The sequence below is a fragment of the Streptomyces sp. NPDC001902 genome (genome assembly GCF_042891295.1).
Classification (GTDB): domain Bacteria; phylum Actinomycetota; class Actinomycetes; order Streptomycetales; family Streptomycetaceae; genus Actinacidiphila.
Genome location: NZ_JBIATA010000011.1, coordinates 1 through 17,876 on the forward strand (window position 1 = coordinate 1; position 17,876 = coordinate 17,876).

Here is a 17,876-nt window from a genome sequence, read left to right on the forward strand (position 1 = left end):
CGCACCGCCGCACAGCCCGCGTCGATCGCCGCGAACACGTACTTCGGCTGGAAGTGGATGTCCGCGATCACCGGGATCTGCGACTTCCTCGCGATCTGCGGCAGCGCGTCCGCGTCGTCCTGCGAAGGGCAGGCGACCCGGACGATCTGGCAGCCCGCCGCGGTCAGTTCGGCGATCTGCTGCAGGGTCGCGTTGACGTCGGCGGTGAGCGTGGTCGTCATGGACTGGACGGAGACGGGGGCGTCGCCGCCCACCGCCACCGACCCGACCTGGATGCGCCGCGAACGGCGGCGCTCCGCGAGCGGCCGGGCCGGGACGGAGGGCAGGCCGAGCTGGACGGGCTCGACAGCTGTCATCGCGACGTCACTTCCCGCGGTTGCCGGCGATGGTCTCCCGGGTGGCCCTGATGGACTCCTTGAGGGAGGTCATCGTGGCCAGGACGGCGGTCGGCTCGTAGCCGCAGTGCGCCATGCAGTTGGCGCAGCGCGGGTCCTTGCCGCGGCCGTACTTGCTCCAGTCGGTGTCCTCGACGAGCTCCTTGTACGTGGTCACGTAACCGTCGCTCATCAGGTAGCAGGGGCGCTGCCAGCCGAACAGGGAGTAGTTGGGGATCGCCCAGGCGGTGCAGGGGAAGTCGACCTTGCCTTCGAGGAAGTCCAGGAAGAGGGGGCTGTGGTTGAGCCGCCACTTCTTCCGGTTGCCGCCCGAGAAGGCCTTCTTGAACAGTTCCCGGGTCTGTTCCACGCCCAGGAAGTGCTCCTGGTCGGGAGCCTTCTCGTAGGCGTAGGCCGGCGAGATCATCATCTCGTCGACCTGCAGGTCGTCATTGAGGAAGTTGAGCACCTCGATGATGGTCTGCGGGGTGTCGGTGTTGAAGAAGGTCGAATTGGTGGTGACCCGGAATCCGCGCCGCTTGGCCTCCTTGATCGCCTCCACCGCCTCGTCGAAGACGCCTTCCTTGGCGACCGACTCGTCGTGCCGCTCGCGCAGTCCGTCGATGTGCACGGCGAAGGCGAAGTAGGGCGAGGGGGTGAACTTGTCCATCTTCTTGCGCAGCAGCATGGCGTTGGTGCAGAGGAAGACGTACTTCCGCTTCGCCACCAGTTGCCGCACGATCTCGTCGATCTGAGGGTGCATCAGCGGTTCGCCGCCGGCGATCGACACCATCGGCGCGCCCGATTCGATGACGGCGCCGACGGCCTGCGCCACCGGCATGCGCTGCTTCAGCACACCCGCCGGGTGCTGGATCTTTCCGCAGCCCTCGCATTTCAGGTTGCACGCGAAGAGTGGCTCGAGCTCGACGATGAGCGGGAACTTCTCGCGCCTGCGGAGCATTTTCTGTTCGAAGAGGTAGGTGCCGACCCTGATGGACTGTCGGAGTGGCATGGCCATCTAGCTCACCTCCAGGGGAGCGTGGTAGAGCGGTGCCAATCGAGAAAGGCAGGAAGCAGGTCCCTCAGCACGCGGAAAGCGGTGATCCCCGTGCGGAGCGTGCCGACCCGCACGAGCTCGAACTCGGGCGTGTCGACGACCACGCGGGCCGCGGCGACCGGGCGTGGACCCCGGGCGAGCGCGGCCCGCATCATCGCCGCCGACTCCATGTCGACGGCGACGGCACCGGTGGCCCGGAGCGCCGCCCGCTCCGGGCCCCGTACGACGTGGTCCGACTCGGCGAGCCGGCCGACGTGCACGGTGTGTCCCGCCGCCTTGAGGGCGGCGGCGAGTGATTCCCCGTCACGCGGCTCGTCGGCGACGACCACGTCGCCCGGCCGCATCCCGGGGGCCAGCCCGGCGCAGAAGCCGGTGGTGAGGACCGCCGCCCCGTCCAGGGCGGGGTCGCGCAGCGCGGCGGCGACGGCGCGTTCCGCGGCCTGGGGCCCCATGCCCGTGCGCACGAAGGCGATCGGGCCCGCGGCGTGGCTGCGGTCGCCGCCGCGCAGGGCGAACCGTTCCACCCGTAGCGCGCAGACGATGAGCAGAGGTGGGCCGGCCGGCCCCATCAGGCCCCCTTCCGTAGCCCGCCGAGCGGCTCGCCGTGCACGTAGCGCCCGAGGGCGGTGAGCGGGAAGACCATCCGGTAGAGGTGGTAGTTGATGGAGAAGTCCCGGGGGAAGCCGGTGCCGGTGAAGTACGGCTCGTCCCAGGACCCGTCCTCCTTCTGGGTCCGGGCCAGCCAGCGCACCCCGCGCCGTACGGCCTCGCCCTCGCGTTCGCCGGCCGACAGCAGGGCCAGCAGGGCCCAGGCCGTCTGCGAGGCGGTGGACTCGCCGCGGCCGACCCACTCGTCGGAGGAGTAGGAGCGCAGGTCCTCGCCCCAGCCCCCGTCCTCGTTCTGGACGGACTCCAGCCAGCCCACCGCCCGCCGGATCGCGGGGTGGCCCGCCGGGAGGCCGGCCGCGACGAGGGCCGGGACCACCGATCCGGTGCCGTAGATGTAGTTGACGCCCCAGCGGCCGAACCATGCGCCGTTGCGCTCCTGTTCGGCGAGCAGCCAGTCGATCCCGCGCCGGGTGTGCGGGTCGTGCTCCAGGCCGAGGGCGGACAGCATCTCGACCACGTGGGCCGTGACGTCGGCCGACGGCGGGTCGATGACCTCACCGAAGTCGCAGAAGGGCAGCCGGTTGGGGAAGGCGCTGGTGTTGTCGGCGTCGAAGGCGCCCCAGGCGCCGTTCTTCGACTGCATCCCGACGTTCCAGCGCACCCCGCGGTCGACCGAGGCCTTCACCCGCTCCGGGTCCGGGTGGTCGACCCTGATCAGGGCGAGGACCACCTCGGCGGTGTCGTCGATGTCGGGGTAGGTGTCGTTCTGGAACTCGAACGCCCAGCCACCGGAGGGCAGGCCGGGCCGCTGCACGGCCCAGTCGCCGCGCTTGGTGATCTGCTCCCCCAGCATCCAGTCCGCCGCCTTGACCAGCGCCGGGTCGTCGGCGGGGACGCCGGCGTCGGCCAGCGCGATGGTCGCCAGACAGGTGTCCCAGACCGGGGACTGGCACGCCTCGATCATCCGCGTGTCCTTGTCCGGCCAGACCGCGAAGTCGTCCAGCGCCTTGAGTCCGGCGCGCAGCACGGGGTGGTCGAGGTCGTAGCCGAGCAGGTGGAGCGCGATGACGGAGTACACGGCGGGCGGCTGGATGCCGCCGAAGCAGCCGTCGTTCTCCTGGCGTTCGATGATCCAGCGCGCCGCCGAGCGCATCGCGGCACGGCGCAGCGGACGGACGGTGACCTTACGGTAGGCGTGCAGGGCCCGGTCCACCCGCTGGAAGAACCCGTCCCAGCTGGACAGCGGTGCCCGCGGGACCGGCGGATTGGGCCGCGCGGGGTCGGTGTGCAGCTCGTCGAGGGTGAACGGGGCGGGCCGTACGGGCCGGTGGGCGCCGACGATCGTCAACGGCACGATGGTCTGCCGGGCCCAGCTGGCGAAGGAGTAGATGTTGAGCGGGACCCACTTGGGCAGGTAGATGAGCTCGGGCGGCAGCTCCGGGAGGTCGTCCCAGCGCCACCAGCCGAACAGCGCGAGCCAGATCCGGGTGAAGACCCGTGACCGCGCGATGCCGCCCTGCTCGCGGACGAAGGCCGAGGCGGCGGCCATCCACGGCTCCTCGGGGGCGTCACCGGCGAGCCGCAGCGCGACGTAGGCCTCGACGGTGGCCGAGAGGTCGCGCGGCCCCCCGTGGAAGGTGGCCCAGGTGCCGTCGTCGCGCTGCTGGGACCTGATCCAGCGGGCGGCGGCCTCGACGACCCGTTCGTCCTGGATGCCGAGGAACTGACGGAGCAGCAGGTCCTCGGCGTCCATCGTCACGTTGGTCTCGAGGTCGCCCTTCCACCAGCCGTCAGGATGCTGACGCGCCAGCAGGTGGCCGGTGGCCCGGCGCGCGGCCTCGGCCGCGAGCTCCTCGGTCGTCCCGGTGCTGCCGCCGGGCCGGGGAACTGACGCCGGTTCCGGAATCGCGCCCGCGGTCTTCGTTCTGGCCGAGGGTGTCCCGCGGGCCGCCTCGCCCCCGGGACCGCCGTCGGTCGTCGCTGTCATGGCTTCCCCTTTGCACAGTCGTTCCGTCTGCGGTGTTGGGGCTGCCGTCGGCCGTCACGCGCGCCCGGCCGGCGACGTACTGCGCTCCAGTTGTTTCCCTACTTCTCGCGAACCACCACGAAATCCGCCAGGCCCACGAGCTTACGGCGAACTTCTCCCGGCATGTCCATTTTGTCGAGTGCGGCGATCGCGGTGGCGTACTGCCGGCGGGCTTCCCGGGAGGTCCACTCCCGGCCACCGGCCTCCTCGATCAACGCCGCCCTCGTCGCGAACTCTTCCTCGTCGAAGGACTCGATGTCATTACGGTCCGATGAATCCGCGGCCTTCGCATCCGCGGCCAGGAGTTCGGCCAGGCGCTGCGAGGCCGAGCCGCCCGCGGCCAGCGCCGCGACCACCGGCAGGGACTTCTTGCGCTGGCGCAGGTCGCTCCAGGTCTGCTTGCCGGTGGCGGCCGGGTCGCCCCAGATGCCCAGCAGGTCGTCGACGGCCTGGAAGGCCAGGCCGAGGTGGTAGCCGTACTCCTCCAGGGCGTCCGCGTCGGCCTCCGAGGCGCCGCCCAGCACCGCGCCGATGGAGCAGGCGCAGGCCAGCAGGGCGCCGGTCTTGTTGCCCTCCATCTCCAGGCACTCCTCGACGGTGACCCGCTCGCGGTGCTCGAAGGAGATGTCCTGGGCCTGACCGTCGATCAGCTTGCGGGTCGCGGTGGTGATCCGGCGGGTGGCCCGGCCGGCCTCGACGGTGCCCTGCTCCAGCAGGATCTCGTTGGCGAGGGCGAAGAGCGCGTCGCCGACCAGGATGGCCTGGGCGGGGCCGTGCACCTTCCAGACCGTGTCGCGGTGGCGGCGCTGCTCGTCACCGTCCATCAGGTCGTCGTGCAGCAGGGAGAAGTTGTGCACCAACTCCACGGCGACCGCGCCGGGGACGCCCACCTCGGGGGCGGCGCCCGCCGCCTCCGCGGACAGCAGTGCGAGTGCGGGGCGCACGGCCTTGCCGCTGTCGCCGTGGGACGGGTTGCCCGCGGCGTCGATCCATCCGAAGTGGTAGGCGGCGACGGTGTCCATCGGGGGTGCGAGGCGGTCCACGGCGGCGCGCAGCACCGGCGTGGACAGCTCGCGGCCGCGCTCCAGCAGCACGGTCACGGTCTCTCTGTCGACGCCCGCGGTCATCTGCTCGTTGCCAGCGGTCACATTCTCTCCTCTGATTGCACTGGTCATGCTCATACCGGCTCCAGGCCTTCGATTGCGAAGGTACGTGGGTCGAAGGGGTGGCGGAGTGCGGTCAAAGCTGCGCGGGAGGCTTGCAAACCGCTGCGGACCGCGCTTTCCATCGTCGCGGGCCAGCCGGTGGCGGTCCACGCACCGGCGAGCCAGACGCCCTGCGCGCGGGTACGGGGACCCGGGCGGAGGGCGCCGACACCGGGGGCGGGCGCGAAGGTCGCGGTCCGTTCCCTGGTGACGAAGAAGTCCAGGACGGCGGCCTCACGCGCGGCCGGGAGCAACCGCTCCAGCTCCGGCAGGTAGCGCGCCCGCAGCTCGGCCACGGGGAGGTCGATCTCCTCCTGGGCCGCCGACTGGGACAGGGCGACGTACCGGCCTTCCCCGGTCAGGCCGGAGTGCTCCGTACGGTCGAAGACCCACTGCACGGGGCTGCCGAGGGCGGCGAGGAAGGGCTGCCGCAGGACCTGGCGGTCGTACACGACGTGCACGTTGAGGATCGGCGCGGTGCCGATGCGCAGCAGCGCGTCCTGGTCCGCCAGGGCGCCGGCGGGCAGCAGCCCGTGGGCTTCCTGCTGGGGCACGGCCAGCACGACGGCGTCGGCCGTGAAGCGCTCGGCGCGCCCGGGTCCGGTCTCGGCCTCGACCTCCCAGACCGGTCCGCCCTCCCCGGGGCCGCCGTCGGCGGACCGTACCGGCTCGGGCGCGTCCGTGCGGGTGAGCGAGGTGGCGCGGGTGCGCAGCAGGGTGCGCACGCCCGCCTTGTCCAGGGCGGTGCGGGCGCGGTCGTCGTGCAGCTCGCCGAGCGGGCGGGCGGCCCAGCCGATGTCCGCCGCACCCGGTGCGGAGAGCAGCCCGGTCTTGAAGACCATGGCGGCCAGGCCCAGTGACGCCTCGTCGGCCGTGGCGTTGAGCGTCGCGACGCCGACCAGGTCCCACAGCGCCTCGACGGTGCGGGCCGACTGGCCGTGCTCGCGCAGCCAGCTGCCGAAGTCGACGGCGTCCAGCGCCGGGTCGGTGGGGTCGAGCGAGCGCAGCGCGAGCGCGGCCCGCCCGACGGACGCCCGCTCACCCAGGGACAGGTGCGGGTAGGTGGCCAGGCTGGCGGCCAGGTGCAGTGGTACGGGCAGCCCCGCGCGGCGCAGCCGGCCGAGCCGGGGCCGGGAGGTGGCCACGTCGAGCACCGGCACGTCGAGCCGGTCCTGGAGGGTGACGAGGTCGGCAGCGTCGATGCGTTCCAGGAACCGCAGGTAGGCGACGCAGCACCGCAGGAACACGTGCTGGCCGTTGTCGACGGTCAGGTCGCCGCGCCGGAAGGAGAAGGCGAGCCCGCCGAGCCGGGGCCGGGCCTCGAGCAGGGTGACGCGGAGCCCGGCGTCGGCCAGTGCCAGCGCCGCCGTCGTGCCCGCGAGCCCGCCGCCGATCACGACGGCCGTGCGCTCAGCCATGCGTCCTCCCCCGGGTGCCGCCGCGCGCGGCGCGGCGCACCATTGCCGACAGTGACGCCTCCGGCACGGCGGCGGTTGCCTCACGGCGGCGGAAAACGGCGGTTTTCCGCGAGGCTGCCGCTCCCGTGCCGGTTGCGGTGCTTTTGCCGGTGCGGGGGAAGGCGCCCGCGGCCGGTGGAGCGGGCGTCACACGCGCCTCCTGGCGGCACGTCGGGCGTCGAGACCGGCGAGGCCGCGCGCCGCGACGTACGCCTTCTGGTGACCGGGCAGCGAGACCCGGCCGCGGAGGACGGCCTCGGGGTCGGCGGCGATGCGCTCCAGGAGACGGCGGTAGATGCCGGCCATGGCGGAGACGCAGGCGCCGCTGCGGCGGTCCAGCATGGGCAGCAGCCGGTACCCCTCGGCGAACAGGGCGCGGGCCCGCTTGACCTCGAACTCGACCAGGCCCGCGAAGTCGGATCCCGGCGGCGGGGTGTCGGTGAGGAACCCGCCCGAACAGCCGAACTTCGCGAGGTCCTCGGCGGGCAGGTAGGTGCGCCCGTTGGAGGCGTCCTCGCGCAGGTCCCGCAGGATGTTGGTGAGTTGCAGGGCGAGCCCCAGGGTGTCCGCGTACTCCGCGGCGCGCTCCCGGCCGGGCGCGCCGGGCACGGTGCCGAAGACGCCGAGCGAGAGCCGGCCGATGGCGCCGGCGACGCACCGGCAGTAGGAGGCGAGGTCGTCCCAGGTCTCGTAGGTGTCGCCGCGCAGGTCCATCTGCACGCCGTCGATCAGCTCGTCGAGCCCGCCGAGCGGGAGCGGGAAGCGGCGGGCGGCGTCGGCGAGCGCAACGGCCACCGGGTCGGTGTCGTCCTCGGTGACGGCGCCCTCCCGGACCCGGGTGAGCAGGGCCCGGGTCCCGTCCAGCCGCTGCTGCTTCTCGGGGAGGTCGAGGTCGCCGTCGCCGATGTCGTCCACCCGCCGGGAGAAGGCGTACAGGGCGGACATGGCCTGTCGCTTGGGGGTGGGCAGCAGCCGGATGCCGTAGGCGAAGTTCCGGGCCTCGTGGCCGGTGACGACCTCGCAGTAGCGGTAGGCCGCCAGTACCGGGCCGGACATGCGATCGGAGCCGTTCACGGTCCGGCTCACCCCTCTCTTCGCAATGTCGACCCCACCTCGCGCAGCAGGCTGAACGTGCCCGCCTTGGGCGGACCCGGCAGCACGTCGTACCCCGCGTCCGCGATCGCCCGCAGGGCGGCGCGGCCTCCTCCGGCGAACCCGGCGAGCAACAGCCTGAGCCTGCCGTGGACGCTACCCACCAAGGGGGTGCCTTCATTCAGGAGGTCTCGGGCGCGTTCCGCTTCGTACGCGACCAGTGCGCGCACCGGTGCGCCTGCGTTCGCGGCGGTGAGATCGGTTTCGGTGACGCCGAAGCGCTTCATGTCCTCGGCGGGCAGGTAGATGCGGTCGCGGCCGAGGTCCTCGGCCACGTCCTGGAGGTGCTCGATGATCTGCAGTGCGGTGCAGATCGCGTCCGAGCGGCGGATCCGCTCGGGTGTGGCGGTGCCGGTGATGCCGAGCACGAGCCGGCCGACCGGGTTCGCCGACAGCTCGCAGTAGGCGAGGAGGTCCTCGTAGGTGGCGTAGCGGCGGACGACCTGGTCCTGGCGGTTGGCCTCGACGAGGCCGAGGAAGGGCGCGGGCGTGAGGCCATGGCGCCGGACGGTGGGCTGCAGGGCGCGCAGCAGCGGGTGGCGGACGTCGTCGGGGCCTGCGTCGAAGACCCGGCGCAGGTCCGCCTCGAAGGCGTCAAGCATGGCGAGGCGGTCCTCGGCCGCCTCCGCGGGCAGCCCCAGGCGTACCGCGTCCGTGCGGCCGCCGTCGGCCAGGTCCCCGTCGCCGATGTCGTCGACGAGCCGAGCGAAGCCGTAGACGGCCATCAGGTCGGCGCGCCAGGAACGGGGGACGAAGAAGGGTGCGACGGGGAAGTTCTCGCGGGCCGCCTTGTCGAGGACGGCACGTGAATGGGGATCCGGCGCCGTGCCAGCCCGCGCCTCGGGCTTGAGACCGGTCACCGTGGACGTCCCGGTGTGCGGGCGGTGGGTGTTTTCTCCCCAGGGGTCCACAGAGCCATTGCCGTCACATCCCCCGTTCTACACCGATAGCCCATTACACCCAATTTCGGACACGCCGCTCCTATAATTCCTGCTCCTGGCCGTCCCGGCACTCGAACCGACTCTTTGGACGTATCGCCCGAGATCCGGCGATTGAGTACCGCTACAGCTTACGGCGCAGACCCGCTCCGGCGTGCGCCGGGGGGCGGACCGATGTCGATCCGAAAGCAGCAACGCACGAACCGTGGGTTCCTGTCCCCGGTGTCTCGCAAAATCCCGGGAAAATCATCGGCCTCATTCGCCCCGTGGTCCGCGCGCCGCGGATGCGCCGGGCGCGCGCCCACTCACTTGGCGTATCCGTACGCGGACCCGCCGGCGTCCCGGACGAAGGGATCGGCGCCGGGTGGACGGCCGCCGCCGCAGCCGCGGCCGAGCGCGGGCGAACACCACGCGGGAGCGGGAGAGTTCGGCGGACCGCCCGGGACGTGCGCCGGCCCGCGCCTCCTGTCGGGGGCGCGGGCCGGCCTGCGGGGTCACTTCGAGGTGAATTCCTCGTACGCCTTCAGCACGATGTCCGTGGGGCCGTCCATGCGCAGCTCGCCCTTCTCCAGCCACAGCACGCGGTCGCAGGTGTCGCGGATCGACTTGTTGTTGTGGCTGACCAGGAAGACCGTGCCGGCCTCCTTGCGCAGCTCGCGGATCCGCGCCTCGGAACGCTTCTGGAACGATCGGTCACCGGTGGCGAGCGCCTCGTCGATCATCAGCACGTCGTGGCTCTTGGCCGCGGCGATCGAGAAGCGCAGCCGGGCCGCCATGCCGGAGGAGTAGGTGCGCATCGGGAGGGAGATGAAGTCGCCCTTCTCGTTGATGCCGGAGAACTCCACGATCGACTCGTAGCGCTCCCGCACCTCGTCCTGCGACATCCCCATCGCGAGACCGCCGAGGATGACGTTGCGCTCGCCGGTCAGGTCGTTCATCAGGGCGGCGTTCACGCCGAGCAGCGAGGGCTGGCCCTCGGTGTACACCTTGCCGCTCTCCGCGGGCAGCAGGCCGGCGATGGCGCGCAGCATGGTGGACTTGCCCGAGCCGTTGGAGCCGATCAGCCCGATCGCCTCGCCCCGGTAGGCGGTGAAGCTGACGCCGCGCACGGCGTGCACCTTGCGGACGTTCGGATCGCCCCTGCGGGTGACCAGACGGGACAGGGCGCCGACGGCACTGCCCTTGCTGCTGCCGGCGCCGTGCACCCGGTACACGATGTGCAGGTCGTCCACGATCACGGTGGGGACGCGCTCGCCGCCCTCGGCGGTCTCGTTGTGCTCAGCCACGGCCGTACCTCTCCTCGGCCTTCCAGAAGTAGACGAAGCCCCCGATGCCCATGACCAGGGCCCAGCCGAGCGCCAGCGCCCACACGTGCGGGGGCAGCTGCTCGGCGGTGAAGCTGTCGATCAGCGCGAAGCGCATGAGGTCGATGTAGACGGCCGCCGGGTTGACGTCCAGGGCGATCTTGACCGCGGTCGGCGCGGCCGCCGCGAAGTGGCTGATGCTGTACATGACACCGGAGGCGTACATCCAGGTCCGCAGGATGAACGGCATCAGCTGCGCGAGGTCGGTCATCTTGCTGCCGAGCCGCGCCATCACCAGCGCCAGGCCCGCGTTGAAGACGCACTGCAGGACGAGCGCGGGCGCGACGAGGACCCACGACGGCCCGGGCACCTCGCCGGTCATCAGCACGATGGCCAGCAGCACGAACATCGACATCAGCAGCTGCTGCAGCTGGACCAGGGTGAAGGCGATCGGCAGGCTCGCCCGCGGGAAGTGCAGCGCGCGGATCAGCCCGAGGTTGCCCGAGACGGCGCGCACCCCCGCCAGCACCGAGGACTGGGTGAAGGTGAAGATGAAGACGCCGGTGACCAGGAAGGCGATGAAGTTGTCGACACCGCGGTCGGTGCCCAGCAGCAGGCCGAAGATGAAGTAGTAGACGGCCGCGTTGAGCAGCGGCGTCAGCACCTGCCACAGCTGGCCCAGCCGGGCCTGGGTGTACTGGGCCGACACGCGGGCCCGGGCGAACGCCGAGATGAAGTGACGGCGGCTCCACAGCTGCCGTACGTACTCGGCGAGACCCGGCCTGGCACCACTGACCGACAGGCCGTACTTGGCCGCCAGCTGGGACGGCGTGAGGCCGCCGCCCGCCGGGGGCACCGGGCCCACGGCGACCGCACCGCCGTGCGTTGTCTCGCTCACAGTTGACACTTTCGTCCTCTTGGCGCGCCACGGGCCGGGCCCGTCGCGCGGGGTCACTCATTTCCGAGCTTGTCAGATGATGGGGGGCCGGCCCAGTCGGGCGAGGCGCCACACGGTCCGCCACCGCATGGGCCGGCGCGGGCCGCTCGGGGTCGTCCAGCCCTCCTTGAAACCGCCGAACCACGCCCTCAGCGCGGGGCCCGACGGTCTGCGCAGCAGGGTCAGCAGCATCCACACGCCGAGGTAGACGGGGACCAGGACCCAGGGCAGGTTGCGGCGGGCCAGCCACACGCGGTTGCGGGCCACCATCCGGTGGTAGACCGCGTGCCGGCTCGGGGCGGTCAGCGGGTGGAACAGCACCATGTCCGCGCGGTAGTCGATCATCCAGCCCGCGTCGAGGGCCCGCCAGGCGAGGTCGGTCTCCTCGTGGGCGTAGAAGAACTCGTCCGGCAGGCCGCCGACCTGCCGGAAGACCTCCGTGCGCACCGCGTTGGCGCCGCCGAGGAAGGTGGTCACGCGCGAGGAGCGCAGGGGGTCGGAGGCCCGCAGCCGGGGGACGTGGCGGCGCTGGGTGGTCCCGGACTCCGGGTCGGCGATCCGGAAGCTGACGATGCCGAGCCGCGGGTCCGCGGCGAAGGCCTCGCGGACCAGCTCCGCGGTGTCCTCGTTCGGCAGCAGTCCGTCGTCGTCCAGGAAGAGCAGGACGTCCACCTCGCCGCCACCGGGACCGAAGGCCTCGATGCCGACGTTGCGGCCGCCGGGGATGCCCAGGTTCTCGGGCAGCTCGACGGCCCGCACCCCGGCGGGCAGCTCGGGCAGCGGTGAACCGTTGCCGACCACGGCGACCTCGATCGCCGGGCCGCGCTGCTTGGCGACCGAGTCCAGCAGGTCGCGCAGTTCCTCGGGGCGGTTGCCCATGGTGATGATCACCGCGCCGAGGCGGATCGTTCCGGCCGACGTCCCCACGGCGCTCACCTCAGCCTGCTCGATGCGAGGATCGACACAAGGTGCAGCAGCGTCTGCAGCACGGCGATGGCGGCCAGGAGGCAGACGGCGATGCGGGTGAAGAGCAGGTCGCCGTGGACGAAGTCCGCGACACCGGCGGCGAGGATCAGCAGCGAGGCCTCGACACCGCCCACCAGCCGGTGGAACTTCAGCGCGGCCGCGGCCTTGCGGGCCAGCGCCAGTCCGGAGGACCGGGGCACGGAGGCCTCGTCCTGGACGGCGGACAGACCGCTGCGGGAGCGGGCCACGTCCACCAGGTCCGTCTCGGCCTTGATCAGGATCGCGCCGAGCGCGGCCAGCGTCCCCAGGAACGCCCAGCCCCACTGGGTGGTGGCGCCGTCCCGGTGGAAGAGGTCGGCCGCGCGCAGCCCGAAGCCGACCAGCAGCGCCGCCTCGGACAGGTAGTGCCCCACCCGGTCGAGGTAGACGCCGGTGATCGAGGTCTGCTTGCGCCAACGCGCGACCTCTCCGTCGACGCAGTCCAGCAGCAGGTACAGCTGGATCAGCAGCGCGCCGGCGACGGCGCCGGGCAGGCCGGGCACGAGCAGCGCCGCGCCGGCCGCGATGCCCGCGACGATCATGAGGTACGTGAGCTGGTTGGGGGTCACCCGGCTGTTGACGAGGTGCCGGGTCCAGCGCAGCGAGATCTCCCGCATGTAGATGCGCCCGGCCCAGTGCTCACCGCTGCGCCGGTCCTTCAGCCCCGAGGGGTGAACGACCGGCCGCAGCTCAGCTACCGATGGTTTTGGCATAGTCGGCGTATGCGTCCCTGATCTGGTCGGTGGAGAGCTCCAGGTGCTCCAGGATCGTGTAACGCCCGGGGCGGGTCTGCGGAGCGTATTCGACGGCCGTGACGAACTCGGCCTCGGTGAAGCCGATTTCACCCGGCGTCGTGGGCAGCCCGTGGCGGTGCAGCACCTCCGCGAAGAGGCCGGCCTCCTCCTCGGCGCCGCGCAGGAACATCGCGAAGGCGGCGCCGATGCCGACCTGCTCGCCGTGGGCGGCGGCCCGCTTGGGGTACAGCAGGTCGATCGCGTGGCTGATCTCGTGGCACGCCCCGGAGGCGGGGCGGCTGTCGCCGCTGATCGACATCGCGATGCCGGTGAGCACCAGCGCCTCGGACAGCACGGTCAGGAACTCGTCCTCACCCGTGCCGCCGGGGTGCCGCAGCACCGACTCGCCGGCGGTGCGCGCCATGGCGGCGGCCAGCCCGTCGATCGGCTCACCGGTCTCGCGGTGGGACAGCTCCCAGTCCGCGATCGCCGAGATGTTGGACAGGGCGTCGCCGATGCCGGAGCGCACGTAGCGGACCGGGGCCTCGCGGATCACGTCCAGGTCGATGACGAGCCCGATCGGGGTCGGCACGCCGTAGGAGCCGCGGCCGTTGTCGTTGTCCAGGGTGGACACCGGCGAGCAGATGCCGTCGTGCGAGAGGTTGGTCGCCACCGCCACCAGCGGCAGGCCGACGCGCGCTGCGGCGTACTTGGCGGCGTCGATGATCTTGCCGCCGCCGAGCCCGACCACCGCGTCGTAGCGGTTGCCGCGCATGGCGTCGGCGAGCTTCACCGCGCTGTCGATGGAACCGCCCGCGACCTCGTACCAGTCCGCGCCCGGCAGCGCCGGGGCGAGCCGCGCCCGCAGGAGGGCCCCCGAACCGCTGCTTATCGCGATGGCCAGCCTGCCGGAACTGGAGATGCGCTGGTCGGCGAGTACGGTCGCCAGGTCGTCCAGGGCTCCGGCACGGATGTCGACGACGACCGGCGAGGGGATGAGCCTCGTCAGTACCGGCACGCGATCTCCCGGGCACGGTTCAGGTCGTCGTGGTTGTCGATCTCGACCCAGGAGACCTCGCCGATGGGGGCGACGTCGACCTGGAAGCCGCGGTTGACCAGCTCCTGGTAGCCGTCCTCGTAGTACAGCTGCGGGTCGCGCTCGTAGGTGGCCTTCAGCGCGTCGGCGAGGTCGGCGGCGGCCTCGCCCTCGATGAGGGTGACGCCGATGTACTCACCGGTGGCGGACGCCGGGTCCATCAGCTTGGTGATCCGCTGGACGCCCTTGCCCTCGGCCGTGATGACCTTCATCTCCTCGTCGGCGAGCTGCTTCACCGTGTCGAGGGCGAGGACGATGCGCTGCCCGTTGCCGCGGGCGGCGAGCAGGGTCTTCTCGACGGAGACCGGGTGCACGGTGTCGCCGTTGGCGAGGATGACGCCTTCCTTGATGACGTCACGGGCGCACCACAGGGAGTAGGCGTTGTTCCACTCCTCGGCCTTGTCGTTCTCGACGAGGTGGAGCTTCAGGCCGTACTTGGCCTCCAGCTCGGCCTGCCGCTCGTAGACGGCCTCCTTGCGGTATCCCACGACGATGGCGGCCTCGGTCAGGCCGACCTCGGCGAAGTTGCCCAGCGTGAGGTCCAGCACGGTCGTGGTCCCCTCACCCGCCGGGTCCACGGGCACCAGGGCCTTCGGCAGGGTGTCGGTGTAGGGGCGCAGTCGCCGTCCGGCGCCGGCCGCCAGCACGAGGCCGATCATGCAGGTCCTCCAGTTTCGTCGTGTACAGCGGGTGCATGTGATGACACCCAGAAGCCGATGCTCTCGGTGAGCACCACCACCGCCAGCGCCACGGCGAGAGCCGTCAGCGCGACCGTGAAAATCGTGTTGTGCGCCAGGGCCGCGGCCGCCGCCGTGACCAGCAGTGCCCGGCCTTCGTGACCGCCCGTCGCGCGGACCAGGCCCCGCGGGGGCGCACCGCTCCCGCCGCGGATGCGGTAGACCGTGTCGTAGTGATGGTAGGCGACCGCGGCCACCAGCCCGAAAGCCGCGGGCAATGCTCCGTTCACATCGGAGACCGCCGCGAGCACCAGGATGGTTCCGTATTCGGCCGCGCGGAAGACCGGCGGCACGATCCAGTCGAGGGCTCCCTTGAGCGGCCGGGAGACGGCGAGGGCCGACGTCACGGCGTAGCAGCCGGCGGCGGCCAGCGGCCACGGGCTGCCGGCCGGCGCGAGCAGCGACGTGGCGATCATCACTGCCGCGCCCACCAGGGCGGCCGCCGGGATGCCGTGGCCCCGGAAGAGGCGCGCGAGGCCCTCACCGAGCGGGCCGGTGTCGGCGAGGTCGGCCAGTGCCCGGGCCGCGGCGTCGCCGCAGTGCGTCGCCCCGCGCACCGAGCGCAGCACGCGGCCCGCCGTCGTGTAGCAGGCGGCCAGTCCGGAGGCGACGAGGAGCACGGTGAAGGTGATGCGCGGTGTGGTCGCCGCAGTGAGCACCGCGATCAGCGCCCAGCGTTCGCCGATGGGCAGCACGATCATGCGGCGCAGCCACACGGTCCACCCGACGCGGTCGAGCTTCCGGGACAGCGCCGCCGCGCCGGCGCCGGTCGCGCCGTCCTGGGCGGACTCGGAGAAGGCGAAGTCCACGAGGTGGCGGCAGGTCTGCAGCAGTATGGCGCCGAGCGCCAGCGCCCAGACGTCGTCACCGCCGCGGGCCGCGCCGACCGCGAGGCCCGCGTAGTAGGCGTACTCCTTGACGCGGTCGAAGGTCGCGTCCAGCCAGGCGCCGAGCGTGGAGTACTGCAGCGAGTAACGGGCCAGCTGGCCGTCGGCGCAGTCCAGGACGAAGGACGTCAGCAGCAGCACGCCCGCGGCGACGAAGCCCGGCCGGGTGCCGGTGGCCGCGCAGCCGGCCGCGACCAGGGCCACCAGCAGCGAGGCGGTGGTCACCTGGTTCGGGGTGAGTCCGCGGCGGGCGCACCAGCGCGCGATGTGGCAGGAGTAGGGACTGATGAAGAACGTGGTGAAGAAGCCGTCACGGGACTTGACGGCGCTGCGCAGCCGCACCGCCTCGTCGTCCACGGCGGCGACGGCCGCCTCGGCGCTCACGCGCCCCGCGGCGTCGGCCGGTACGGTCGCGATCAGGACGCCGAGCTCAGGGCGGTGCACGCGGACGCCGTCCTTCTCCATGCGCCCGGCGAGCCGGTCGGCGAGGGTCTCCCCCTCGTCCGCGCCCTCGTCCCCGGTCTCCGCGAGGGCTCGCACGAGGGCGGGGCGGGCGGCGGGCCGCACCGACACGGCGCCCGGCACGGCGGAGACGTCGAAACGCGGATCGACCAGCCCCAGGCGCAGCGCGTGCAGGTGCCCGACGAAGCACGGGTCGACCACGGCGACGCGGTCGGCCGCCGGGGCGGCGCGGAGGCTCGTCGCGAGCGAGGCGGCGTCCTCCGCGGTGACGACCTCGAACCCGAGGGTCCGCAGGTCGCCCTCGATCGGCGACATCGCGACCGGCGTACCGGTGAGGATGGCGGTCGACAGAAGGACTCATCTCCCTGGACGTGCGTGAGTACTCGGCGCCTGCCGGGGACGCCGCCGCCACAGGGTGCGACGCGCCGCGGGGCCGTGTCGGCAGAGGCTATCGGATTCCCGGAAGGCTCCGTTCACCGGCCGTTTCCCCTGCGGTGGGCCGCTGGGCGTGATCATCATGGTCGATCGCACGGGCGTCGACAACCGCCCGGTACGCCCCGTGGAACGAGGGTCACTGTGGGTGCAGATGAGTGGCCGCTCCGGGAGGGGTGCCGGGTGGCCGTTCGAACGGCCCGGGGGTGCGTGGTGGGACCGGGACGTCGCCGGGTCCCGGCGCCGGCCCGGCGCCCGTCCGTCCGTCCCTCCGCGTTCCTCGACCCGGTGTTCCGCGAGCCGACGGCGGCGGACCCGCTCCCGCGCCGAACCACTAGGGTGGCGCCATGACTTGGTTGATCACCGGCGGGGCCGGCTTCATCGGATCTCACGTGGTGCGGGCGATGAGCGGCGCGGGTGAGCGCGTGGTCGTGCTCGACGACGGCTCGGCCGGTGTGCCGGCCCGGGTGCCCGCGGACGTCCCCGTGGTGACCGGCTCCGTCCTGGACCGTGCCGTGCTGGACCGCGCGATCGCCGAGCACGGCGTCACGGGCGTCGTGCACCTGGCCGCCAGGAAGCAGGTCGGCGAATCGGTCGAACAGCCGCTGCGCTACTACCGGGAGAACCTCGGCGGCCTCGGGACGCTGCTGGAGGCGGTGGCGGACGCGGGGATCGGCCGTTTCGTCTTCTCCTCCTCCGCCGCCGTGTACGGCCTGCCCGACGTGCCGCTGGTGACCGAGTCCACGCCGTGCCTGCCACTGAGCCCCTACGGCGAGACCAAGCTGGCCGGCGAGTGGCTGGTCCGCGCGGCCGGGCGGGCGCACGGGATCTCCACCGCCTGCCTGCGCTACTTCAACGTCGCGGGGGCGGCCGAGCCCCGGCTGGCCGACACCGGGGTGTTCAACATCGTCCCGATGGTCTTCGACAAGCTGACCCGCGGCGAGGCCCCGCAGATCTTCGGCGACGACTACCCCACCCCCGACGGCACGTGCGTGCGCGACTACATCCACGTCGAGGACCTCGCCGACGCCCATCTCGCGGCCGCCCGCTGGGTCGGCGGGCGCGACGGCGGCACGGACCTGACGGTGAACATCGGACGCGGCGAGGGCGTCTCCGTCCGGGAGCTGATCGACGTCGTCCTCGAGGTCACCGGCCGCAAGGACGTCACGCCGGTGATCCTGCCGCGGCGCGCGGGCGACCCGGCGAGCGTGGTCGCCTCGTCCGCGCTGATCCGCCGGGAACTGGGCTGGACGGCGAGCCGCGGCATCCGCGAGATGGTGGAGTCCGCGTGGGAGGGCTGGTGCCTGAACCACCCGCAGGCGCGCCGCGCCTGACCACGGGCACTCCCCCCGCGGCCGTCACGCTCCCCATCTCCGCAGGTCACCGCGGCTGACAGCACCTGACAGCGGCCACCGTCGGCGAGTTGCCCACGGAAGGTGACCGTTGTTCACTGGGCACGCCGGT

16 protein-coding genes are annotated in these 17,876 nt (G+C 72.3%); 1 reads left to right on the forward strand and 15 read right to left on the reverse strand.

What is annotated here, in order from left to right; all coding sequences use genetic code 11:
• The 15 genes from ACFYYN_RS19250 to ACFYYN_RS19320 form a co-directional block, all read right to left on the reverse strand.
• Window positions 1-356, reverse strand: a 356-nt coding sequence (locus tag ACFYYN_RS19250) for a flavodoxin-dependent (E)-4-hydroxy-3-methylbut-2-enyl-diphosphate synthase (protein ID WP_500438200.1), incomplete at its 3' end; no start/stop codon positions are given.
• A gap of 7 nt (window positions 357-363) precedes the next feature.
• Window positions 364-1,392, reverse strand: coding sequence for an adenosyl-hopene transferase HpnH (gene hpnH / locus ACFYYN_RS19255; RefSeq protein WP_500323860.1), 1,029 nt, complete (start codon window positions 1,390-1,392; stop codon window positions 364-366).
• Between the two features lie 5 nt (window positions 1,393-1,397).
• Window positions 1,398-2,000 carry a phosphorylase family protein gene (locus ACFYYN_RS19260; RefSeq protein WP_500323859.1) on the reverse strand — a complete coding sequence of 201 codons (603 nt, stop codon included), beginning with the start codon at window positions 1,998-2,000 and terminating at the stop codon, window positions 1,398-1,400.
• Window positions 2,000-4,027 (reverse strand): squalene--hopene cyclase, encoded by a 2,028-nt coding sequence (shc, locus tag ACFYYN_RS19265; RefSeq protein WP_500546783.1) that lies wholly within the window; start codon window positions 4,025-4,027, stop codon window positions 2,000-2,002. Before shc ends, ACFYYN_RS19260 begins: the two co-directional genes overlap by 1 nt.
• A 98-nt stretch (window positions 4,028-4,125) precedes the next feature.
• Window positions 4,126-5,247 carry a polyprenyl synthetase family protein gene (locus ACFYYN_RS19270; protein WP_499515201.1) on the reverse strand — a complete coding sequence of 374 codons (1,122 nt, stop codon included), beginning with the start codon at window positions 5,245-5,247 and terminating at the stop codon, window positions 4,126-4,128.
• Window positions 5,244-6,689, reverse strand: a complete 1,446-nt coding sequence (gene hpnE, locus ACFYYN_RS19275) for a hydroxysqualene dehydroxylase HpnE (protein ID WP_500546784.1) — start codon at window positions 6,687-6,689, stop codon at window positions 5,244-5,246. The genes ACFYYN_RS19270 and hpnE overlap by 4 nt, the downstream gene beginning before the upstream one ends.
• Before the next feature lie 186 nt (window positions 6,690-6,875).
• On the reverse strand, window positions 6,876-7,784 hold the full coding sequence (gene hpnD, locus ACFYYN_RS19280; RefSeq protein ID WP_499515199.1) for a presqualene diphosphate synthase HpnD: 909 nt from the start codon (window positions 7,782-7,784) through the stop codon (window positions 6,876-6,878).
• Window positions 7,785-7,810: 26 nt separating this feature from the next.
• Complete coding sequence (gene hpnC / locus ACFYYN_RS19285) at window positions 7,811-8,740, reverse strand: squalene synthase HpnC (RefSeq protein WP_500323856.1); 930 nt, start codon at window positions 8,738-8,740, stop codon at window positions 7,811-7,813.
• Between the two features lie 572 nt (window positions 8,741-9,312).
• Window positions 9,313-10,104, reverse strand: a complete 792-nt coding sequence (locus tag ACFYYN_RS19290; protein ID WP_500323855.1) for an ABC transporter ATP-binding protein — start codon at window positions 10,102-10,104, stop codon at window positions 9,313-9,315.
• Window positions 10,097-11,020: an ABC transporter permease gene (locus tag ACFYYN_RS19295; protein ID WP_500323854.1), complete on the reverse strand. Its 924-nt coding sequence runs from the start codon at window positions 11,018-11,020 to the stop codon at window positions 10,097-10,099. Before ACFYYN_RS19295 ends, ACFYYN_RS19290 begins: the two co-directional genes overlap by 8 nt.
• Before the next feature lie 72 nt (window positions 11,021-11,092).
• Entirely contained in the window at window positions 11,093-11,938 is an 846-nt protein-coding gene (locus tag ACFYYN_RS19300) for a glycosyltransferase family 2 protein (protein WP_500323958.1), read from the reverse strand.
• Between the two features lie 53 nt (window positions 11,939-11,991).
• A complete protein-coding gene (locus tag ACFYYN_RS19305) occupies window positions 11,992-12,777 on the reverse strand; it encodes a CDP-alcohol phosphatidyltransferase family protein (protein ID WP_500323853.1) in 786 nt (261 codons plus the stop codon).
• Window positions 12,755-13,816, reverse strand: a complete 1,062-nt coding sequence (locus tag ACFYYN_RS19310) for an iron-containing alcohol dehydrogenase family protein (protein ID WP_500358958.1) — start codon at window positions 13,814-13,816, stop codon at window positions 12,755-12,757. The genes ACFYYN_RS19305 and ACFYYN_RS19310 overlap by 23 nt, the downstream gene beginning before the upstream one ends.
• Window positions 13,804-14,553, reverse strand: coding sequence for a phosphocholine cytidylyltransferase family protein (locus ACFYYN_RS19315; protein WP_500323851.1), 750 nt, complete (start codon window positions 14,551-14,553; stop codon window positions 13,804-13,806). Before ACFYYN_RS19315 ends, ACFYYN_RS19310 begins: the two co-directional genes overlap by 13 nt.
• Entirely contained in the window at window positions 14,550-16,331 is a 1,782-nt protein-coding gene (locus tag ACFYYN_RS19320) for a DUF5941 domain-containing protein (protein WP_500546946.1), read from the reverse strand. Before ACFYYN_RS19320 ends, ACFYYN_RS19315 begins: the two co-directional genes overlap by 4 nt.
• 428 nt (window positions 16,332-16,759) lie before the next feature.
• On the opposite strand from ACFYYN_RS19320, the gene galE reads away from it, so the two are divergent.
• Window positions 16,760-17,746, forward strand: coding sequence for a UDP-glucose 4-epimerase GalE (galE, locus tag ACFYYN_RS19325; RefSeq protein WP_500546785.1), 987 nt, complete (start codon window positions 16,760-16,762; stop codon window positions 17,744-17,746).
• Window positions 17,747-17,876: the final 130 nt, after the last annotated feature.